This is a genomic window from Luteibaculum oceani (assembly GCF_007995015.1).
In the GTDB taxonomy this organism is placed as follows: domain Bacteria; phylum Bacteroidota; class Bacteroidia; order Flavobacteriales_D; family Luteibaculaceae; genus Luteibaculum; species Luteibaculum oceani.
The window spans coordinates 95,486-116,616 of the sequence record NZ_VORB01000003.1; the positions used below are offsets into that span (position 1 = coordinate 95,486).

Here is a 21,131-nt window from a genome sequence, read left to right on the forward strand (position 1 = left end):
ATCAAATGAAAAAACTATTTACCCTATTCCTTTTATCCATTTCCTTGGTAGGATTTGGTCAAAATTGTGATACCAAGTATCAAAACATCATTTTCGACTCAGTGGATGTCAGCACCGTTCAGTATGGAGCTGCCATGAATGCCGATGGTGTTATGCAAGATCTCTTTATGGACATATACCAACCAAAAGGAGATACAGCAAGTAATAGACCCCTTGTTCTCTTAGCGTTTGGAGGCTCCTTTATTACGGGAACTCGAACGAGTGACGAACTTGTATATTTTGCCAACAAGCTTGCTCTACGAGGTTATGTGGTTGCTAGCATCGACTATCGCTTAGGTAAAATCACTGACCTTGGTCAAGAGCAAGGATTGGTTAAAACGGTATTTAGAGCTGTTCAAGATGGGAAAGCAGCGGTGCGTTTTTTCAGAAAAGACGCTGATACCGATAATAATTACCGCATTAATCCCGCTACGATTTTTACTGGAGGAACATCAGCTGGAGCAATCTTACAATTGCACCTAGCTTTTGTAGACGACGTAAATAAACTTCCAATGCAATGGCAAACGTGGCTTGGAGAAGTAGGTGGACTGGAAGGTAACAGTGGAAATCCTGGTTACTGTTCCAAATCTAACGGAGTATTTAGCTTTTCTGGTGGATTTGCAGACACCAGTTGGATAGAGCCTAACGATGTACCTGTGTACTCCGTACACTCAACCCAAGATGGTATTGTTCGTTACGACTACGGAAGACCCATTGGTGGCAACGCTCCTATTGAATTATACGGAAGCGGACTAATCACTCCTCGTTTATTAAATATTGGAGTTCATGCCGTTCTAGACACATACCAAGATGACACCCATCCTTCTTTCTTGGTAGAGGGAGATGCAGCGGAAACCGCACGAAGATTAGATTCTACAGAAAAGCACTTGGTAAAATTCTTACATGACATCCTACCCTGTAACACTAACAATGTGTTAGCTACAGATCAGGAGCAATGCCAATCTTTTACCAGTGTTGAAGAGTTGGCAGTAAATAACGAATTCTATCTGTACCCAAATCCAGCAGACAACGAAATCTTTATTTCAAACCGCCTTAAGGGAGAAGCTCAGATTTTCGATCAAACAGGGAAACTTGTTAAGTCTGAAATAATAAGCACTAACAAGATTTATGTGGGCGATTTAGAAACAGGAATTTATTTTGTTGGACTGCCCAACGGCGACCGACACCGAGTGATTATCAAGTAATAAAAAAGGCGGCCATGGGCCGCCTTTTTTGTTTAAAGTATTTTGTCAATTTCCTTTTTCCAATCTTCGGTCTTTTCCTCAACCATCTCGGTCATATCAATTTCCCTTTTGTGGCTATTCTCAAATTCTTCTTCAAGGAATTTCAACTTCGCCTTGTTTAGCTTGGGCTGTACCTTTGTTAAAACAGCTAACTTTCTCCAATCCTTTTGCACTTCCTTTAGGTAATTTTCATTCCAATCTATGAATGAGTAACCGTCTTGATTCAGAGCCTCTAATCTTCGCCAGTAGGCATAAACAAAATTGTTTACCACCTCTTCAACCACCTCTATATCTTTTATTTCTCCGTTGATTTGTTTCAATCGCAACTCCTCTAGTAACACTTTGGACTTACCTGTAATTTGTTTGCAGATTTTGAAGAATTCTATAGGGAGCATCTCCTGCTTTAACTCTTCACTGTACAACCTATCTAAAGCATCAAAATTTTTCTGTAACCTTCTATCCAGGGTGTCAATAAACCTATTGTATTCAACAAATTTCTGGGTTAAGGCTTCTTTCCGCTTTTCCAGAAGGAATACATTGAATTGATTTCTAAACTGAATTTCTAAAAGAGCTGGAGCATCAATGTTTTCTAGCCATTCTGCTTCTAATATTTCAAACTCCTCTCCCAGGGTTGCTAAAGCCTCAGCATTCGGGGAAAGTGTTCTAAAAGATTTATCGACTACTGTATCCACATTCTGAACCACGTACGGATACTTCTTCTTAAACTTGATTTTCTCGTATGCGATTTTACTCTGCTCTTTTTCTAGGCGCTCTTGTTCTTTTTCAAGCAGATCTTCAGATTTATCGTGCAATTCTTTTTCGCTTTCATAGCTAGCAATGTATTGCTTATCACGCTTGCTAGTTAGTTTGTACGACTGTTTGTAGAATGAATCCCACTCTCTTTCTCTTACATACTCGTTTTTACGGGTAATTTCTATGTAATTCATAGTGGTGTCCATCACCTCTTTCATACGGGTGAACATCCCCCTACTTTCTCTTTCTGGAATGTTTTCTTTTATGAATTTTCGATATTCCTCATCGTTTAATATTTGAAGAAATCTGAAATAGCGCAAAGCTTTTGTTCGCGAGTTGTTGGGGAAATACGCAATCGCGTCCTCAGCCAGGAAAATCAATTTTTCTAGATACTCTAGCTGCTCATATTGGTGTAACACCTCCTCGTAGGGATAAAAACTATTATCATACATCTTTTCACAATGCATTTTTACCCGCTTAGGTCCCTGAACAAAATCTCTTACCCCAAGGGTATCATGACGCAATTGCCACATCGGGTTACTTGGTAGGTGACGCGTTAAGAAACTATCGCTAGAAACTAAAAACCACGAATAGCCCGGATCCTTTACAAACCCGATCTTTCCAGTGTACTCCTTTACGGTATCTGTATTTACTTCAGGAACCTTAATAAGGTCTCTTCCTTTTTCCTTTAGTTTTTTGTTTTGCTCCTCAATTCGCTTGATATATTTTTCTTGCTTATCAACCGGATCGGGTTCCTTCTCCTTGTATAGAGACCCTATGTACCCAGCGTCCCATGTGGGATCGGCCAATTCCCATTTGCCATTTATCTTAATGGCTATCCAAGCATGATCGTCTAAAACAATACTTGGAATAAAATAAGGTGCTCCAGAATTGGTATATCCCTGAACTTCTTCCCATTCTATGTCCACTTCGGAAAGAAGAGCGCCTAATAGAAAAACATAGCCAGTGCAAACCGCTTTTTGCTCCTTTAAAACATTCTCAGGGCCATTGAAAAAGGTAACCTTTCCCTTTTGCGTTTTTTCGTAATCGTATTCGATATTATTGATAACCCAAGTGTATAGCGCCCTTACTTTTTCTCGCTCCGACTTAAAATCGGCTGTTAGATATTGAGCTAGTTCTGGAACGGATTCCCGTATTTTTTTTGGGATTTCGTTATGTTCTTTAGGACTGGAAAAAAGGGAGAGGGACAGCAATAAAAAAGCCGCGAGGCAATTGATCTTCATGGTAAAATTGATAAACAATTCTACAAATAAAGAGCAATTATTTCTCGCGGCTTTGTTAAGGCTAGCTTAATATTTAACAATATTGAAAACTAACCCCCTTCCCCGATTAATTACTTCTCGCCACTAAATCTTTGTGTTTAGATTCAGACTCCTTCTCCCAAATTTTTTCTTCACTATTTAAGAAGTGCTCTAAACGGGCCTGGAATTTTCTTATTTCGTTAAGAGTATTGTCGCCAGCTTCCTCTAGGAACTTAGCATTCTTTTGGTTAACCAGTTTGGCTTGTTGAATGGAGGCGATGTATTTTTCATCCATATCTAACAATAGCGCGGCATAATGCCTTTGAATTATTTCCTTTTCAGTTTGATCTCTATTGGCAAACCTGCGCTCAATCTCCCCATCAATAGCTGGATAGATATCGTGCATAAAATCTAGATGTCTAAATATTTCTGATCCGTTTACCGAAGTCGCCAGGCTATCCTGATACAATATCTTAAGCTTGTCTAATTCCTTAGCAAGATTCTTGTTAATCTTTTGAACCTCGTTGTACGCTGTGTATTCATCAAGTTTCATTGCTTGCTTTCTGCGTTCTATCAGCGTAAGAATTTTATTACTACTTGCTAGAATAGATTCACCAACGGGTGGATTGAAAGTATCATTCCAATACCAATTTAAAAGCTGATAATAACCCGACAGTTCCACCATAAAGGATTGTAGATCCGCTACCTTTTTGGTTTCTTCCGGCTTTTCTTTAGCCTCGCAGGCCTTTAGTGTTTCGAATCTTTCGGTAAGATTTTCACTCCATTCATAGGTTTGGGTTTCGTACTTGTACAAATCCTTTTCGGAGTCTTCTATTTTACTCAGGTACCTCTTTTGCCAACGGTTCTTCTTTTTTAATAAGCGTCTATACTTCCAACCTAGTTTGTAAACGTTGTCGGATAAGCTTGCATTTTTATCTTCGTCGAAGTCTGCGTTAATAATTTGTGCATCTAAATTTGATGCTTCGGGGCGCGTATCCTTATCTTGGGCAAACGCCGAGATGGAAAACGCCATTAGAAGGAGTAAAATTGATCGGGCCATAGGACAGAGATTTGGTTTAAAATTACTGGGGAGTTCACGGAAATCAGACTAAAACAACATTAGTCACCCCCATTTTTAACTAATATCAAGCAATTGACATTCAACTAATTAAATAGTATATAAAGGGATAAAATGAGTGCATCGATAGACCACAACAATATTTCGAAGAAGAAACCCTTTTTCCCCGTTAGTGACAGACTAGAAAGATATCTTAGGGATTATCAAAGAAAATGCAAGTTACCGGTAGAGTACGACGATCTTTTGCACTATAGCCAATCCTTCCCTCTAACCGACGACAATGGTGTTGACACACTGTGGGAAACAGTGATGTACGATCCATCCACCCAGGAAGAATTGAATATTGGGTTGACAGCGATTTACACCCTGTTAAAAACCGATGGTGATGATAGAGTTAAACGCCACTTGTACGTTAGTAGAATAGATTATTGCTGTTTTGGTAATAGTAATCCATTCCGCATTAGAATAGTGAACAAGTTTAACGACAACTACGACTATTTCTACATTAAAAAAGTAGATGCAAGTAGGATTTATGGTTTGGAGTTGGAGCACCTTTTGTCGCCAGACCGGATTAACTTTTTAGTTGGAGATAATTCGCTGATTGAAGAACACATTGCGGGAATTCCTGGTGATGTATTCATTCAAAACTATTTGCATTCCCCACAAATAAACAGAGTAAGGGTGGCCAAAGAGTTTGTTAAATTCAATGAGCGTAGCTTTGTTCGGCTCTTGGGTGATATGCGATCGTACAACTACGTGGTAAATATTACACCCGACTTCGATAACGAGCAATATAGAATACGTGCTATTGATTTCGATCAGCAATGCTACGAGGGGCGAAGAACCATGTACCTCCCACAGTATTTTAAAGAGAACAACCCAGTAGTTGATTTTTGTGTGGAATTAATAAACGAAGAAACAGCCCGACAATACCAATATGAGGAGCGCACCCTAATTGCACGAAGACTGATTTCCTATCGATACCAAATAAAGGCTTTAATAGATTGCATGCGGAAAGATCACATCTCGAAACAGGAGAAAGTAGACCAACTTCGCGAAGAATTAGCAAATCATCACCGCGATCCCAAGTTTTTGAAGTGTAAAAACATGGGAGACCTACTTAGAAGAAACCTGTACAAAACCCTTGCTAAGACCCTGTAAGGCAAAATATTGAAACATCCCATCCCTTGGAATCTCGGATGGATATTGGAGAATCTTAACGGGATTCATTTGTCTTTGCCCCTATAAAAGCCCTATTTTTGCACGTTTTCTTTTTTAGGCATGGCAGAAAATCAATACGAACTACTCGAGAAAAAACAGGGTAAAAAATTTTACAACTATCAGCAAAAAGCACTCGATCAGATTTTCGTAAAGATTAATGAAAATCCAACCCATTATAACCTACTTTATCAACTTCCAACCGGGGGTGGTAAAACGGTTATTTTTTCGGGGATAGCTAGAAGATATATCCAGGAAGTATCCAAAAAGGTACTTATTCTCACCCATAGAATTGAATTGTGTGGCCAAACCTCCAACATGTTGGATGAGTTTGGTGTACCCAACAAAATAATAGATAGTAAGGTAAAAAAATTACCTACCGACGATCCGCACCTTTGTTATGTTGCCATGGTTGAGACCCTGAACAACAGACTACAAGAAGGGGTGATGGATTTTAAAGATGTTGGACTGGTGATTGTCGATGAGGCACACTACAATTCTTTCAGAAAACTATTTAAGTATTTCGAAGAGCAGGTAATTTTAGGAGTTACCGCAACACCGTTAAGCTCTAACGCCAAACTACCGATGTACGAGGTGTACAAAGAATTAATAGTTGGCGACTCCATCCGATCTTTGATTAAGCAAGGGTTTCTAGCAAAGGGAATTACCTACACCTACGATGTTAACCTCACGTCTTTAAAAGTGGGAACCAACGGTGACTACACCGTTGCATCCTCCGAGAAGTTATACTCCTCAATTATAATGCAGGAAAAATTACTGCAGGCATATGAGGAAAAGGCCTTGGGAAAAAAGACCTTGATCTTTAATAACGGAATCAACACTTCAAAGTACGTTCTTGGACTTTTTAGAGAAGCGGGCTACGATATCCGTCATCTCGACAATACCAGCAATTCTAAAGAGAGAAAAGAAACGCTTAAATGGTTTAAAGAAAAACCCGATGCGATTTTAACTTCTGTAGGTCTCTTAACCACTGGTTTTGATGAACCAACCGTAGAGTCTATTATACTAAATAGGGCTACGAGATCACTTACCTTATATCACCAGATGATAGGTAGAGGTTCGCGTATTTTACCTGGAAAGGATGAATTTCAAATCATAGACCTAGGTAATAACGCAGCACGGTTTGGATTATGGGATTCTCCATTAGACTGGCAACATATTTTCCAATCACCTGAGGATTATTACGACAATTTAGTTTCGGACGAAGAGATACAGCGCCATTTCCAATATGAAATGCCCGATAGCCTTCGCAGTAAATTTGCCAATACCGAAGATGTCACCTTTGATATAAAAGGGGAATACAAAAGAGCTATTGCTGAGGGTAAAAAACCTCGAATTGTAATTGAAAAGGCCATCTCTCACCATGCTAAAATGTGTATAGAAAATAGCGACGATTTATTTGACGCTAAAGCACTTGCCCGTGAGTTAAAGGAAGATATCAATTACAAAGTGCGCCTTTATTCTTACTGCATTTGTAAAACAACCAACAACTACTTAAAGTGGTTGGAAGAAGATTACACCAGACGACTAAACGGAAAAATCAGCGAGGAGTACGCCGCCGTTATGTAGCTTAACATTTTATAAAATTCCTTTCCGAACATTTAGCAGCCTAGGACGTCTATATATGTGTAACCCAATAAATTACGCACTATGGCTACGTCACAACAAATTGCTCAAAACTTCGGAACAGAAGACAGCAAATTATTAACGGCTACCACAATTGCAGGGATTTTTATCTGCATTTCGTTTATTGGTTTCTTTTTAATAATGCAGGCGCTTAACCTTGCTGGAATGGTTTGGTTAAGAAGCTTTAACGGGGTATTTTTAGGTCTCGGGATATGGCTCATTTTGAGACATTTTAGGGACAGCCAAGACCACAAGCTCGAATTTTTAGATGGTATAAGAATTGGTTTAAGAACCACCGTAATTGCCGTTTTACCATTTTCCTTTTTTATGTTTTTAGTACTTAGCCTTAATACAGGGTTTTTGGAATACATTCAGCAAAATGCATGGTGTGGAGAGTTTGTAACGCCCATTTCAGCAGCCGGAATGTTAAGCATTGAAGGGATTATTTCGGGCTTTATGATGTCTTACGTTTTTATGATGTCATTGAAAAGGTCTTAGATTTAACCCCATTAAACGATTAGAGCCTGGATTATTTTTCCAGGCTTTTTTAATTTAGGAGCATCAGCTCTAAAAATGACCGCAGGTCAGGATATATTGTTAAGAATTTTATTTATCCTTTATCAAAGCGTACTTTAGCAGCTGAAAAAAATTTAAGTAGTAAAATCACATCGTGGGAAAAGAAAAAGTAACACTCGAACAAATAACCCAACTCGACTTTAACACCGTTATCTGGATAGCAGCACCAATTATGTTTGCTTTGGTTGGTTTAGAATATTTTATAACCACCCGAAAAAACATGAATGCATATACCGGTAAAGATTTTCTTGCCAGTGCTGCCATAGGGTTTGGAAACCTATTTGTAAACGGACTAACCAAAATTGGTGTGTTCTCCATTATTGTATTTTTCTACAACATCACTCCATGGAGCATCCCGCCTACTTGGTGGTCTTATTTACTTTGTTTAGTGGTTTTGGATTTCTGCCGCTACTGGGCACATAGAATTGCCCACGAGCAAAGATTTTGGTGGTCTACACACGTTGTACACCACTCTTCTGAACATTACAATTTTTCGGTTTCATTCAGGTTATCTTGGACCCAAAACCTCAAGCTGGTATTTTTCTTGCCGGTAATTATGATGGGCTTTGATCCTGTAGTATTCTTCATTATTCACCAAATTGAAGTCCTTTACCAATTTTGGATACACACAGAGCTTATTAGAAAGTTACCTAAGCCAATTGAATTCATCTTCACAACCCCTTCGCACCACCGAGTTCACCACGCTAAAAACGATAAGTACATAGACAAAAATTACGGGTCTACCTTTATCATTTGGGATAGAATTTTTGGAACCTTTCAACCGGAAGAGGAGCAACCTGTATATGGAATTACCAAGCCGGTTAATTCGTATAACCCTGTAGTATTAGTTTTCCACGCATGGGGAGATTTAATAAAGGACATTTACAAACGTCCTACCAAAGCCCTACAAATTATGTTTGGAAGCCCAACGGATTGGGAGCGTGAGGAAATGAAGAAAAGAGAAGTTAAAACGACTACAAGAAAGGCTACAAAGCAAGCCGCTTAATCATTATTACCAGATATTTACTTCGGGTTCAAGGCTAATTCCAAATTGGTCTTGAACCTTTTTTATTACCTCTTGGGCCATACTCCATATTTCGGTACCCGTGGCTTGCCCATAATTAACCAAAACAAGGGCTTGCTTATCATGGACACCACAATTTCCAAATCTTTTCCCTTTAAGGCCGGCCTGCTCTATTAACCAGCCTGCAGCCAATTTTACTCCGTTTGGATTGGGGTAATTTGGCAAATTCGGAAACTTAGATTTTAATTCCTCCGCGGTATTTACATCTACAACGGGATTTTTAAAAAAGGATCCGCTATTGCCCAACTCCTTTGGATCGGGCAATTTACTCTGACGAATTGCAATAACAGCTGCACTTACGTCTTTAGGCGTGGGAGAGGCAATACCCATTTTTTCTAATTCGCTTTGGATGGCTCCATACGAGGTTTCCACCTGCACCTTTTTGATTAGTCTAAAGCGAACTTTATAAATGAGAATTTTCCCTTTGAGATCTCGTTTGAAAATGGAATCTCTATAACCAAAATCACAATCTTTATTTTTTACACTCCTGGTAACCCCACTTTCAAGTTCTAAATAAAAAACAGTATCGATAAGCTCTTTTACCTCTACCCCGTATGCTCCAATATTTTGGATGGGTGCAGCCCCTACATTCCCGGGAATAAGTGAAAGATTTTCAATACCGTACCAGCCATTTTCAAGACAATGCAGTACAAACTTATGCCAGTTTAAGCCCCCATCTACATCCACCCAAACATGGGTTTCGTTTTCATCGACCACCTCTACCTTTGAAAAAGTTGGATGCATAATGAAATATGGCAAATCACGAGTAATGAGCACATTGGAACCACCCCCTAAAATTTTAACCTCTCGCTTTTGCTTATCGGCCCATTCGAGTTGTTCCTTAATTTCATCTAACGAACCGGGGGCGCCAAAGTAATTGGCCAACACCGGTAGGCCAAATGTATTATAGGACTTAAGGTTGTGCTTTTCGTGAATTTTCATTGCCTGATTTGTGGCGAAAATAAAGATTAGTGATTCTATTTTCTTATTTCTACTGAAAAGAAGAATAACTTGTAGAGATTCAGCATAAACAAAGAGGGATTATTGCGGGTTAGCAACTCTCTATTCCAATAACTCACCCTAAAAGTCGCCCATCCTAAAAATAGGCGCATAAGTTTCCATTTGCTGAGCAAAATATAGGCCTTACTCAATTTGGTATCCTTGAACTCAAGGTGACCCAAGCGAATAAACATAGCGAGATTTTCTCCGGCAGTTACTGCCTTATCTAAAAAGACTTCTCTCTTTTCAAGTCCTACATGCACCACGGGATTATCTATATGCTTAACAGGAATTTGTCCTTTTTTCAGCAAAACCCCAAATAGGGTGTCCTCGTGACCATAACCTACCAGCTCTTCTGGAAAATTTATTCTACCAAAAACGTGTTTTGGGATTAAAAAATTATTGGAATGGAAACCAAAATACGGTCTTTTTGAGCGCTCTTCAACGGTCTTAGATTCCTTTTGCGTTCCATACTTCCAGTGCAAGTAATATTTAAATGTTGGAGGTTCTTTTTGGTAAATCCTTCCCCCACACACCACTCGATTTGCACTAATCTCCCCCAAATAATTGGAAATAAAATTCGAAGAAACTGGTATACCATCGGCGTCAATAAAGAGCAAAAATTCGCCATTGGCTTCCTCAACCATGGCGTTGCGAATCTTAGCTCTTCCCAGATTTTCAGAAAGCCTATTATGGCGAACATTTGGCAATCTGCCCAATGCTTCGATTTTATGCCCGTAAGCCCCTTTAGAAGCATCGTCCCAAAGCAATATTTCAACATCCAATCTATCCCGAACGATCTCATCCGATAGGGATTTAACCAAATCGAGTGGATAGTAATTATAACACGGAATTAGAATGGATAAATTCACTTAAATCTGTTCCATATTGCCTTCAACCAATTTTCCATCCTCGCATTTTATAATTCGAGAAGAAAATGAAAGCATGTTAGCATAATCGTGAGTAGCCATTAACACCGCCCTTCCTCTTTGCGCGATTTCGTGAAGCAACACAAGGATTTCTTGAGTGGTTTTTGGATCTAAATTCCCAGTAGGCTCGTCGGCAATTACAATCTCTGGGTCGTTAAGCAAAGCACGAGCTATAGAAACCCTTTGCTGCTCGCCTCCAGAGATTTCGTGTGGGAATTTATACCCCTTGTGCATTAGCCCCACCATATCCAAGACCTTACGGATTCTAACATCCATTTGCTGCTTATTTTTCCAGCCCGTGGCCTTTAGCACAAACAACAGATTATCATTTACCGTGCGGTCCGAAAGCAATTGAAAATCCTGGAAAACGATTCCCAGTTTTCTGCGGAGAAATGGAATTTGTTTGGATTTCAGCTTGTTCAAATCAAAACCGGCAACCTCCCCTTTTCCTTTCCCAATGGGAATTTCACCATAAAGCACCTTTAAAAGGGAACTTTTTCCAGATCCCGTTTTTCCAATGAGATAAGTGAACTCCCCCTTTCGAAGCTCCAGATTTACATCGGAAAGTACCAGATGGTCTCTTTGAAGAATATTTACCCCTTCTAATTTGATTACAACTTCGTTATTTTCCTGAACTTCTTCCATGGGTTCTACTACACTCTAAAACTCCCGCTAAACTGAGAATATTTTTAACATTTTCGCGTTGAAAATAAAAACTTTTCACGAGCAAGTTCTTGCGTTGTAGTTCGTTACTTTGATAATATTTCGTCATCCAACATTTTATCATGCATAAATCGCTGACTTTCAGCCTGCTTATTCTTTTTTGCAGTCTAAATATTTCATTACTCGGACAAAAGAGCTTCGAGTATCAACCCGACCATGTTTTGTACAAGTCTGCAATGGACTTGTATTACAAAAAGAAATATGCCGCTGCACAAAAGCAATTCGAAAAGCTAATAGAAACGGAGGCGGATCCCAACAGTGAAATTAGCGTTGCTGCATCCTACCACAGGGCAGCTTGTGCTCTTCAATTATTTAATCGCGATGCCGAATATTTACTGAAAGACTTTCTAAAAAAGCACCCGGATAGCCGTTGGAACGAAAGCATTTATTATCAGCTAGGAACTTATAGCTACCGAAAAAAGGATCACGAAGATGTAGTAATGTGGCTAAAAAAAGTTAGCCCTCAAAAGCTTTCCGAAGCCGACCAGGAGGCTTATTACTTTAAACTTGGATTTAGCCAGTTTAATCTTGGGATGAAGGAAGACGCCCTACGCAGCTTCCTGAGAATTAAAGACAACAAGGGAGATTATTTCCTCCCTGCCAATTACTATTACGGTCATTTAAATTACGAACAAGGGCGTTATCAAAATGCATTGGAAAGCTTTGAGCGCATTAAGGATGACGAAAACTTTAAAGACCTTGTTAAATTCTACATTATCCATATTTATTACCAGCAAAAGAAATACGATGAGATGCTGGCCGAAGCTCTGCCTATTTTAGAAGAGGGGAAATCTGAAAAAGAAGGTGAAATCGCCCGAATGGCAGGAGAGGCTTATTATCACCGTCAAGAATTTAGCAAAGCACTCCCCTATTTAGAACAACATTCTGAAGCAGGGTTGGGAAGATCTGCTGAAGACAATTACCAGCTAGCATATTGCTACTTTAAAACCGGACAGTATGAAAAGGCGGTTAAGTATTTCAATTACGTGAGTAGTTTGAATGACAGGATGGGACAGGTTGCCAATTATCAGCTGGCGGAATCCTACCTGAAATTAATAGACAAAAAAGCGGCTAGAGCGGCGTTTAGAGCAGCATCTAAAATGAGTTTTGATAAACAAATTAAGGAGGATGCACTTTTCAACTATGCAAAACTGGCCTACGAGTTAAGCTATAATCCATACAGTGAAGCGATTAATGCCTTTGAAGAATACCTAAACACCTACCCCAATTCTGAACGTGTTGATGAGGTAAATGAAATTCTAATCTACGTATACTTAACTACCCGCAATTACGAAGCTGCGTTAAGTAGCATCGAAAAAATAGAAAAGAAAGATTTTAGGCTAAGATCTGCATATCAATATCTCGCTTACAACCGTGGGGTTGAGCTTTTTCTTGCTAAAGATTACCGCGAAGCTCTAGTAAGCTTTAAAAAAGTTGGGCAGTTTGATGTGGAGAAAAAACTTATGACGGCCTCCCTGTTTTGGCAAGGAGAATGCTATTACAAAATGGCAGAATTCCCAAGGGCGGAGGCTGCCTACACCAAATTCCTAAAACAAGGAAATGTTTACGGAAGTGGCTACTATCACGAGGCGCAGTACAATTTGGGATATGTATACTACAAACAAGAAAACTTTGAGCAGGCTAAAAAGTACTTTCGAAATTTTGTAACTGGAAAAGCAGATATTTCTAAAGAGCTTAAAAGCGATGGTTTGATTAGAACTGGAGATTGCTTTTACGTGCAAAAAGATTATCAAACCGCAGCCGACTTCTACTCCCGTGCAAAACGACTTGGTGGACCCGATGAAGATTATGCAACCTATCAACTGGCTCTTTGCCAAGGATTTGAAGGAAACGAAAAAGCGAAAGTAAATACTCTAAAAGGATTTGCTGAGCGCTATTCCGAATCCGCATATGCGCCAAATGCTGTTTTCGAACTGGGTGATGCATACTTTAAGCAAGGCAATAATGATAAAGCCCTTGAAACCTTTAACGCCCTGGTTACAGAATATCCCAACGGAGATTTAGCAAGAAAGTCTCTTCTAAAGAGCGGACTTATCCTGTATCGAAGTAATAGAGTTGACGACGCACTTAACACCTTTAAAAGAGTTGCGGAATCCTACCCTAACTACCGCGATGCAAAAGAGGCAATTCAAAGAGCAGAAGATATTTATGTTGAACTTGGCCGTGTTGAAGAATACAATGATTGGGTTCAGAATTTGTCATATGCCAACATTTCCACAGCTGCTTTGGATAGTGTTAATTACCGTTCGGCTGAAAACTTTTACACCAAAGAGGATTGCGAAAATGCCATTGATGCTTTTGAGCGATACCTCAACAAATTTAAACCAGCCATCTTCGAAACCAATGCACACTTCTATATGGCAGAGTGCTACTACCGAAAGGAAAGCTACGATTTAGCCAAGGAGTATTATGAGAAAATTGTTTCTAAACCCGATAATAAGTTTACCGAACCATCTCTTATTACGGTGGCCTACTTAAACTTCCTCGATTCTAATTATACAAAGGCCCTTGAGGAGTATAACCGCCTAGAGGAAATTTCGACGTTTAAAATAAACAGAATAGAAGCGAAAATTGGGCAAATGCGTTGTTACAAAATGCTCGATAAGGCACGCGAAACAATGGATTATGCTGATAAAGTTCTATTCTATAGCGGAATTCCAGAAGACATAAGAGTAGAGGCTCTTTTAACCAAAGCGAAAGCGGAAAAAAGACTGGGTAGAATAGAAGATGCCTACAACACCTTTGATTCGCTGGCTACTTCTACAAAAACAATTGAAGGAGCAGAAGCCAGATACGAAATGGCATTGATAGAGTTTGAAAGGGAAAACTATACCAACGCAGAGGATATGATTTTTGAATCAACCAATATTAAACCCACATACGACGACTGGTTGGCAAAATCGTTTATTCTACTTTCTGATGTTTACGTTAAAACCGACAACCTTTTCCAAGCAAAGGCTACCCTTCAAAGTATTATTGACTTTCACGAAGGAGATGATTTGGTAAATCTGGCTAAGCAAAAAATGGAAGACATTCTTGCCTTAGAAGCCAAGCAGAACGAGGGGGATAAAAAGCCAACCGAAATTCAGTTTAATAAGGGTGACGAGCAATACGAGAAGCTTTACGACACCGAGACCGAATCGGATACCCTTAATGCACCAATTACACAACCTATTGACAGCTTAAACAGCACCCCAAAAACCAATTAAAATGAAAAAGTTAGCTGCACTTACTATAGCCTTTACAGGTCTTAATATTTGGGTTATGGGGCAAGGAGAAACTCCCAACCTAAACCAAGAAATTGTTACCGTTGGAGAACGCGAGCTTAAGCTAAAAGACGCATTTAAAGCCAATTTTTATCCAAAGGAAATAGACACCATTATTACCAAGGATAACATACAGTATATCACCCTCCCTAGCTATTACCAAACCAAGTTTAGTCCCGATACCATTGCTCCTGCTAGATTAAAAGTAGTTGAACCCCTTAGCAAGTTATATCCGGGCTACGTTAAACTTGGGATAGGAAATTACCTTATGCCTATTGGCGAGTTTTATTACGGATCTACCCGGAATAGAAAGGGGATGAACGCCATACACCTTAAGCATTTTTCGTCGGCAGGGAACGATAATGATGTAAAACGATTTGGTGCTGCGTTTTCAGATAATGAGCTTAACTTTTGGAGCAAAAGATTTTTAAAAAACAGCGCATTTTCCGCACATGTTTTTGGAGACAGAAAAGTTCGACAGTACAATAACTTATTACCTGGAATAGGAGACGCATACAACAAACCCATCTCTGTTTTATTAGAGGAGGAGCAAAAAATCGAAATGATACATGCTGGAGCCTCTGTTAACCTTCAATCGTACAATAAAAAGAAGGATGCAATTAATCACAGAGAAAGTTTGGCATTTTCCTATTTAATGACCAATCAGTCCGTTCAGGAAATCTCTGGAAAACTAGATGGCACCCTAGAGAAATACTACAATAGCGAATTGTATAGCGTTGATTTTAGCTTGGATCAGAACATGTACAACCACAAAGACAGCGCATACAAACAAAACAATACACTCATTGGCCTAACACCACACATATCCACCAAAACAGAAAAAGTTAAGGTAGATTTAGGCTTGCGCATTTTTAGCCTACTGCAAAATGGAGTGAATTACTTCTATTTTTTCCCTAATGCAAGCTTCGAATATACCGGGGCGGATGAATTTATCATTCCCTACGTTGGCTTAAACGGAAATGCCGAACTAAACGATTACCAAAGGCTATTTGAAATCAACCCCTACTTCGCCCCTATATCTGAGATAAACCTTTACCGCGAGCATTTAAATCTATTTGTCGGGTTTAGAGGAAAAATTTCAGACAAGTCTTCGTATAACTTAAAAGTATCTCGGAAAGACTTGAAAAACGCTCCCATTTATAGAGCCTTACTCAATACAAATGATGCAGATAATAGGGCTTTATTCAATTTGGATTACCGAAATTACAGCATGTTTTCAGCCTTGGCAGAATACAGCCTAGAGCTAGCCCCCGAGTTTAGATCTACCTTAAAAGTTGGATACAACTCATACAGCATGGATAATTTCCTAAACCTGCCCGAGTTATATGCCCGATTAAATGCTCAATACAACCTAGGAGATAAGTTTTTAACCAACCTCTCCTTAATGTATGTACACGAGCGTGTAGATGCCGAAGTTTTGGATGCATCCACCCAAACTATTGCACAAAACAATCTGGGGTCATACGTGGATCTAAGCATTGGATTTGAGTACCGTTACACTAGGCGATTGGCAGCATTTTTAAATTTTGCTAACATCACTGGACAGCGCTATGCCATTTACTCGAATTATTCGGTATTGGGATTCAATGTTTTAGGAGGATTGAATTACTCCTTCTAAAAAGCAGCAACATGTTGATAACTAAAGGCTTTTCGAACAATTTTCACTCCCTTAAAAGCCTTATTTAAGGTATATTTGTAGACAATAGAATTCGTATACACATGAGCGAACAAAAAAAGGATTACTCAGCCCAGAGTATTCAGGTACTTGAAGGGTTAGAGGCGGTACGTAAAAGGCCCGCCATGTATATTGGAGATGTTGGAGTAAAAGGACTACACCACTTGGTATATGAGGTGGTAGATAACTCCATCGATGAAGCTTTAGCAGGACACTGTGACGATATAAAAGTTAGCATAAACGAAGACAACTCTATCACCGTTCAGGATAACGGTAGGGGTATTCCAGTAGATTTTCACGAAAAAGAAGGAAAATCTGCCCTTGAGGTTGTTATGACGGTACTCCACGCAGGAGGTAAATTCGACAAAGACTCGTATAAGGTATCCGGAGGGCTTCACGGAGTTGGGGTTTCCTGTGTGAACGCATTATCAACAGATCTTACTGCGGTTGTTCACAGACAGGGGAAAATATATACCCAATCATATAAAATCGGTGTACCCCAAGGACCTGTTGAGGAATTAGGTACTACGGATAAAAGAGGTACTGAAGTTACGTTTAAACCAGACGGAAGTATATTCGAATCAACTGAATATCAATACGAAATACTTGCAAAAAGACTTCGTGAACTTTCTTTCTTAAATCACGGAATTCGTTTATCCATTGAGGATAAAAGAGAGCTTGATGAAGAAGGAAACCCTCGCGCTGAAAGCTTTTTCTCTGAAGGCGGACTTAAGGAATATGTTACCTATCTAGATGAAGCCAGAGAACAGCTTATTTCAGATGTAATGTATATGGAAGGTGAAAAGGGTGGAATCCCAGTGGAAGTAGCCATGGTGTATAACACCTCCTACTCTGAAAACCTTTTCTCCTACGTAAACAATATTAATACCATTGAGGGTGGTACACACGTTGCTGGATTTAGACGCGGTTTAACCTCAACCCTTAAAAAGTATGCCGATGAAAGTGGACTACTTTCGAAACTGAAATTCGAAATTTCGGGTGATGATTTCCGCGAAGGACTTACCGCCGTTGTTTCGGTTAAAGTTGCCGAACCACAATTCGAGGGTCAGACCAAAACCAAATTAGGAAACAGAGACGTTACTGCAGCCGTTTCGCAAGCGGTAACAGAAATGTTAACCAATTATTTGGAAGAAAATCCAAAGGACGCCAAAACCATAGTTGAAAAGGTAATTCTTGCCGCTCAAGCTAGAAACGCAGCTAAGAAGGCGCGTGAAATGGTACAGCGTAAATCGGTAATGAGTGGAAGTGGGCTTCCAGGTAAATTAGCCGATTGTTCATCAAAAGATCCTCACGAATGTGAAATTTACCTTGTGGAGGGAGATTCTGCAGGGGGGACCGCCAAGCAAGGCCGCGATAGAAAATTCCAAGCAATACTGCCATTAAGGGGTAAAATCCTTAACGTAGAAAAGGCCATGCAACATAAAATTTTTGACAACGATGAAATCAAAAATATTTATACAGCACTTGGTGTAAAAATCGGAACAGAGGAGGATAGCAAAGCGCTTAATATTGAGAAATTACGCTACCATAAGATAGTCATCATGTGTGATGCCGATGTCGATGGTTCTCACATTCAAACTTTAATCCTGACCTTCTTCTTTCGCCACATGCGCGAGCTCATTGAAAAAGGATACGTATATATTGCTACGCCGCCTTTATACTTGGTTAAAAAAGGTAGTAAAAGCCAATATTGTTGGTCTGAGGACCAACGTATGGCCGCAGTACAGGAACTTAAAGGTTCTGGTAACGAATCTAGTGTGTCGGTACAGCGCTATAAGGGTCTTGGGGAAATGAATGCAACCCAACTTTGGGAAACTACTATGTCTCCTGATGGCCGTACGCTGAGACAAATTACTGTTGATGACATGGTAGAGGCGGATCATATTTTCTCAATGCTTATGGGTGATGAAGTTCCACCTCGTAGAGCATTTATTGAAAAGAATGCCAAATACGCAAACATTGACGTGTAAATCAAAGTTCGCAACTCATATTCTAAGCCTCTCGATATCGGGAGGCTTTTTTTATGCCCAAATAAACGATTTGATCAACGGATTTAGCTTCGATTATCCTAAATTCAGAGGGTGTTAAAATTTGGAATTACCTTCATATTGCTATCGCTCTATATTGGTTTAAAAGGCCAGCATATCACCATTAACGAAGGGATACAAAAAATATCAAATACCGCACTTTACTACGAATACAGATTTCACCAGCCAACAACAAATCAGCCCACTATTGTTTTTGAGGCGGGCGCTCGGAATAGCTCAGGTTACTGGAATGGAATTATAGATTCGGTTTCTCATTTTGCCAACACCCTGCGATACGACAGGGCTGGATTGGGACGAAGTGTTGGCTCAACAGACAGTATAAGGTCCAGCACTCAGATTGCATTGGAACTTAAAGCATTGTTAGATTCACTTGAAATATTTTCTCCGCTTATCCTGGTTTGCCACTCTGCAGGAGGTTTTTATGGTCGCACCTTTGCCAGTGAATTCAAAGACCGAGTTAGGGCCCTAGTTCTAATCGAATCTTCCTGCGATATTTGGGAAGACATGTTAAGCGCATCCTTAACCAAAAACCAGAAAAATGAACGATTCAGGGCTCAGAATAATCAGCGCGCCAACTTCCCCATTTTTCAGAGGCTTGAATATGAAGCAGCACCAGTAACCAGATCTATACTAAGTCAACAATCTGAGCTTCAAATACCCGTGTACATTATCCACGGAAACCAACATAATTGGCCATCGGGTTATCCCTCTACTGAATTAGAAGATAAATGGAAGGTCTGCCAAGAAAAATTGTTATACCTCTCTGAGCAAAGCTCCTTGCAGGTAGTAAATGGAGCTGGCCACCACATATTTTCGGAATTTGATTTGGCCAATTGCTTAAAGTCTAAATTTTCAAATAACCGAATCAGAGAAAAATAATGGAAATTAGATAAGCCATAAATCGATATACTTGACGCCACAATTACTCATCAATTTTGACCCCATTAAACATATTCTCACGCATCGATATTAAGTTCTGGGAAAAATACTTTTTCATAGGGCTTTCTTTGTTTCATCTATATCCAATTTTGGTCAACCAGTATTTTCTAACTGTTGACGGTCCCGCCCATGTCTACAATGCTACTTTAATGCGTGAACTGCTGTCAAGCAACACCTTTATCCATGAATATTTTAAACTGGATTTACTCCTGCCTACAAACGGATTAGGCCATACATTTTTACTGGTATTAGGATCTATCTTCCCTCCTATTTTCGCAGAGAAGATTCTTCAAACAATCTATATATTTTTCTTACCGTATGCTTTCAGATTTCTGATAAACCAATCGTCCAAAAAGCCTAACCTTCTTTCTTACTATCTAATTTTCCCTTTTACGTACTCATTTCTATTTCTCTACGGTTTTTACAATTTCCATTTAGCCCTGGTGATTATGCTATTTACGGTGGGTATTTGGTTAATAGCCATAAATGAAGGTACCATCAAAACGAAAAAGATTATTGTTTTAAGCCTGCTGGCAACCTTGGTATGCTATGCACACATTTTTGTCTTCGCCATTTTAGGTCTAATACTTGGGGTAACATGGATAAATGCGGTATTGAAAAATGAAGGATCCAAAGAATATATTTTTCAAACGATTAGTCCCCTGCTTGCTATCGTTTTTCCTGGGATCCTACTTGGTGCCGTATTCATTTTTAACCAAACATCCATTATTGGGAGTTCGGAGAGCAGTTGGTCCATTATTGATACTTGGAAATCTCTCAAAAGTATTGAGCCTGCACGAGCCATCCTATACGGAAAAGAAGGAATATTCACTCAATGGATATTCTGGATATTAAGTGTTGCGGTATTAACCCAATTTGTAAGTTGGTTTAAAAAGGAAAAGGGTAAAACAAATGTCCAATGGGCATTAATAAGTCTAATACTAATAGGATTTGTATTCTATTTCCCAAAGGATCCTACATTTATTCAATCTAGGCTTATCTTGTTTTTCTTCCTATCCACAATTTTATGGATTAGCACAGCTCCACTGCCCAAACTAATATCCATTCCCTCCTTCATTGTAATTAGCTACGTGAGCATTGCACTTTTAAATATTTACGCCACATCCTCTGAGAAAAGCAGTCAATTAGTTGCACAAATCCAGGACGTATCAGAGGTCATAAAGCCCAAATCAGTTGTTCTACCAATAAACTTTAACGGTCAATGGAGGAATGCCCATATCTCTAATTATTTAGGAGCTTCAAAACCAATAGTAGTACTAGAAAACTATGAGGCCGCTACAGGCTATTTTCCAATTTCGTGGAGAGATGGAGTGTTATCAGAAGAGGTAATCGCACTCGTTGAAACAAAAACCATTGAAGAAATTGAATGGAACAGGATCCCAGAAAGGATTGATTACCTTTTTATTTTAATACCCGACAATGCAGATATTGTTGGGATAAAAGCTTTGGTTAAATCCCAACTGAAATCGTTTAAAGTTCTAGCAACAAGCGAGCAACAGGACTTTTTACTTATCGAAAGATTCTATAATTAAAAAAGGAATTGTTTAATTTAACCTAGCTCCGCCTT

At 39.4% G+C, this 21,131-nt stretch carries 15 protein-coding genes; 10 read left to right on the forward strand and 5 right to left on the reverse strand.

What is annotated here, in order from left to right; all coding sequences use genetic code 11:
* Nucleotides 1-5: 5 nt before the first annotated feature.
* Nucleotides 6-1,244, forward strand: coding sequence for an alpha/beta hydrolase (locus FRX97_RS03905; RefSeq protein ID WP_170227011.1), 1,239 nt, complete (start codon nucleotides 6-8; stop codon nucleotides 1,242-1,244).
* A gap of 32 nt (nucleotides 1,245-1,276) precedes the next feature.
* Here the strand turns inward: FRX97_RS03905 and FRX97_RS03910 are convergent, their stop codons facing one another.
* Together FRX97_RS03910 and FRX97_RS03915 are read right to left on the reverse strand one after the other, a co-directional pair.
* Nucleotides 1,277-3,280 carry a transglutaminase domain-containing protein gene (locus tag FRX97_RS03910; RefSeq protein WP_147013603.1) on the reverse strand — a complete coding sequence of 668 codons (2,004 nt, stop codon included), beginning with the start codon at nucleotides 3,278-3,280 and terminating at the stop codon, nucleotides 1,277-1,279.
* A 106-nt stretch (nucleotides 3,281-3,386) separates the two neighbouring features.
* The gene (locus tag FRX97_RS03915; protein WP_147013606.1) at nucleotides 3,387-4,358 is read right to left on the reverse strand and encodes a hypothetical protein; all 972 of its coding nucleotides are present in this window, start codon (nucleotides 4,356-4,358) and stop codon (nucleotides 3,387-3,389) included.
* Nucleotides 4,359-4,490: 132 nt separating this feature from the next.
* On the opposite strand from FRX97_RS03915, the gene FRX97_RS03920 reads away from it, so the two are divergent.
* The 4 genes from FRX97_RS03920 to FRX97_RS03935 all read left to right on the forward strand — a co-directional run bounded on the left by FRX97_RS03920 (nucleotide 4,491) and on the right by FRX97_RS03935 (nucleotide 8,823).
* A complete protein-coding gene (locus FRX97_RS03920) occupies nucleotides 4,491-5,537 on the forward strand; it encodes a hypothetical protein (protein WP_147013608.1) in 1,047 nt (348 codons plus the stop codon).
* 120 nt (nucleotides 5,538-5,657) lie between these two features.
* On the forward strand, nucleotides 5,658-7,184 hold the full coding sequence (locus FRX97_RS03925) for a DEAD/DEAH box helicase (RefSeq protein ID WP_147013610.1): 1,527 nt from the start codon (nucleotides 5,658-5,660) through the stop codon (nucleotides 7,182-7,184).
* 81 nt (nucleotides 7,185-7,265) lie between these two features.
* Nucleotides 7,266-7,739 (forward strand): hypothetical protein, encoded by a 474-nt coding sequence (locus FRX97_RS03930; protein WP_147013612.1) that lies wholly within the window; start codon nucleotides 7,266-7,268, stop codon nucleotides 7,737-7,739.
* Nucleotides 7,740-7,911: 172 nt separating this feature from the next.
* Nucleotides 7,912-8,823: a sterol desaturase family protein gene (locus FRX97_RS03935; RefSeq protein WP_147013614.1), complete on the forward strand. Its 912-nt coding sequence runs from the start codon at nucleotides 7,912-7,914 to the stop codon at nucleotides 8,821-8,823.
* A gap of 6 nt (nucleotides 8,824-8,829) precedes the next feature.
* On the opposite strand, the gene murB is transcribed toward FRX97_RS03935, so the two are convergent.
* Genes murB through FRX97_RS03950 form a run of 3 tightly spaced genes read right to left on the reverse strand, consistent with a single transcriptional unit; the run spans nucleotide 8,830 to nucleotide 11,474 of the window.
* A complete protein-coding gene (gene murB / locus FRX97_RS03940; RefSeq protein WP_147013616.1) occupies nucleotides 8,830-9,843 on the reverse strand; it encodes a UDP-N-acetylmuramate dehydrogenase in 1,014 nt (337 codons plus the stop codon).
* Between the two features lie 35 nt (nucleotides 9,844-9,878).
* On the reverse strand, nucleotides 9,879-10,772 hold the full coding sequence (locus FRX97_RS03945; protein WP_147013618.1) for a glycosyltransferase family 2 protein: 894 nt from the start codon (nucleotides 10,770-10,772) through the stop codon (nucleotides 9,879-9,881).
* Nucleotides 10,773-11,474, reverse strand: a complete 702-nt coding sequence (locus FRX97_RS03950; protein WP_147013620.1) for a cell division ATP-binding protein FtsE — start codon at nucleotides 11,472-11,474, stop codon at nucleotides 10,773-10,775. It abuts the gene before it with no gap.
* Nucleotides 11,475-11,614: 140 nt separating this feature from the next.
* Between FRX97_RS03950 and FRX97_RS03955 the strand changes: the two genes are divergently transcribed.
* The 5 genes from FRX97_RS03955 (at nucleotide 11,615) to FRX97_RS03975 (ending at nucleotide 21,096) form a co-directional block, all read left to right on the forward strand.
* The gene (locus FRX97_RS03955) at nucleotides 11,615-14,782 is read left to right on the forward strand and encodes a tetratricopeptide repeat protein (protein ID WP_147013622.1); all 3,168 of its coding nucleotides are present in this window, start codon (nucleotides 11,615-11,617) and stop codon (nucleotides 14,780-14,782) included.
* Between the two features lies 1 nt (nucleotide 14,783).
* Nucleotides 14,784-16,478: a TonB-dependent receptor gene (locus FRX97_RS03960; RefSeq protein ID WP_147013624.1), complete on the forward strand. Its 1,695-nt coding sequence runs from the start codon at nucleotides 14,784-14,786 to the stop codon at nucleotides 16,476-16,478.
* A gap of 101 nt (nucleotides 16,479-16,579) precedes the next feature.
* Nucleotides 16,580-18,526 carry a DNA topoisomerase (ATP-hydrolyzing) subunit B gene (gene gyrB, locus FRX97_RS03965; protein WP_147013626.1) on the forward strand — a complete coding sequence of 649 codons (1,947 nt, stop codon included), beginning with the start codon at nucleotides 16,580-16,582 and terminating at the stop codon, nucleotides 18,524-18,526.
* A 111-nt stretch (nucleotides 18,527-18,637) separates the two neighbouring features.
* Nucleotides 18,638-19,483: an alpha/beta fold hydrolase gene (locus tag FRX97_RS03970; RefSeq protein WP_170227012.1), complete on the forward strand. Its 846-nt coding sequence runs from the start codon at nucleotides 18,638-18,640 to the stop codon at nucleotides 19,481-19,483.
* A 209-nt stretch (nucleotides 19,484-19,692) separates the two neighbouring features.
* Nucleotides 19,693-21,096: a hypothetical protein gene (locus FRX97_RS03975; protein WP_147013630.1), complete on the forward strand. Its 1,404-nt coding sequence runs from the start codon at nucleotides 19,693-19,695 to the stop codon at nucleotides 21,094-21,096.
* The last annotated feature ends 35 nt before the right edge of the window (nucleotides 21,097-21,131 follow it).

Excerpts from the sequence above, each read along its gene's own strand:
- FRX97_RS03905 (WP_170227011.1), top strand. The coding sequence starts at position 6 with ATGAAAAAACTATTTACCCTATTCCTTTTATCCATTTCCTTGGTAGGA.
- FRX97_RS03910 (WP_147013603.1), bottom strand. The coding sequence starts at position 3,280 with ATGAAGATCAATTGCCTCGCGGCTTTTTTATTGCTGTCCCTCTCCCTT.
- FRX97_RS03915 (WP_147013606.1), bottom strand. The coding sequence starts at position 4,358 with ATGGCCCGATCAATTTTACTCCTTCTAATGGCGTTTTCCATCTCGGCG.
- FRX97_RS03920 (WP_147013608.1), top strand. The coding sequence starts at position 4,491 with ATGAGTGCATCGATAGACCACAACAATATTTCGAAGAAGAAACCCTTT.
- FRX97_RS03925 (WP_147013610.1), top strand. The coding sequence starts at position 5,658 with ATGGCAGAAAATCAATACGAACTACTCGAGAAAAAACAGGGTAAAAAA.
- FRX97_RS03930 (WP_147013612.1), top strand. The coding sequence starts at position 7,266 with ATGGCTACGTCACAACAAATTGCTCAAAACTTCGGAACAGAAGACAGC.
- murB (WP_147013616.1), bottom strand. The coding sequence starts at position 9,843 with ATGAAAATTCACGAAAAGCACAACCTTAAGTCCTATAATACATTTGGC.
- FRX97_RS03950 (WP_147013620.1), bottom strand. The coding sequence starts at position 11,474 with ATGGAAGAAGTTCAGGAAAATAACGAAGTTGTAATCAAATTAGAAGGG.
- FRX97_RS03955 (WP_147013622.1), top strand. The coding sequence starts at position 11,615 with ATGCATAAATCGCTGACTTTCAGCCTGCTTATTCTTTTTTGCAGTCTA.
- FRX97_RS03960 (WP_147013624.1), top strand. The coding sequence starts at position 14,784 with ATGAAAAAGTTAGCTGCACTTACTATAGCCTTTACAGGTCTTAATATT.
- gyrB (WP_147013626.1), top strand. The coding sequence starts at position 16,580 with ATGAGCGAACAAAAAAAGGATTACTCAGCCCAGAGTATTCAGGTACTT.
- FRX97_RS03975 (WP_147013630.1), top strand. The coding sequence starts at position 19,693 with ATGCGTGAACTGCTGTCAAGCAACACCTTTATCCATGAATATTTTAAA.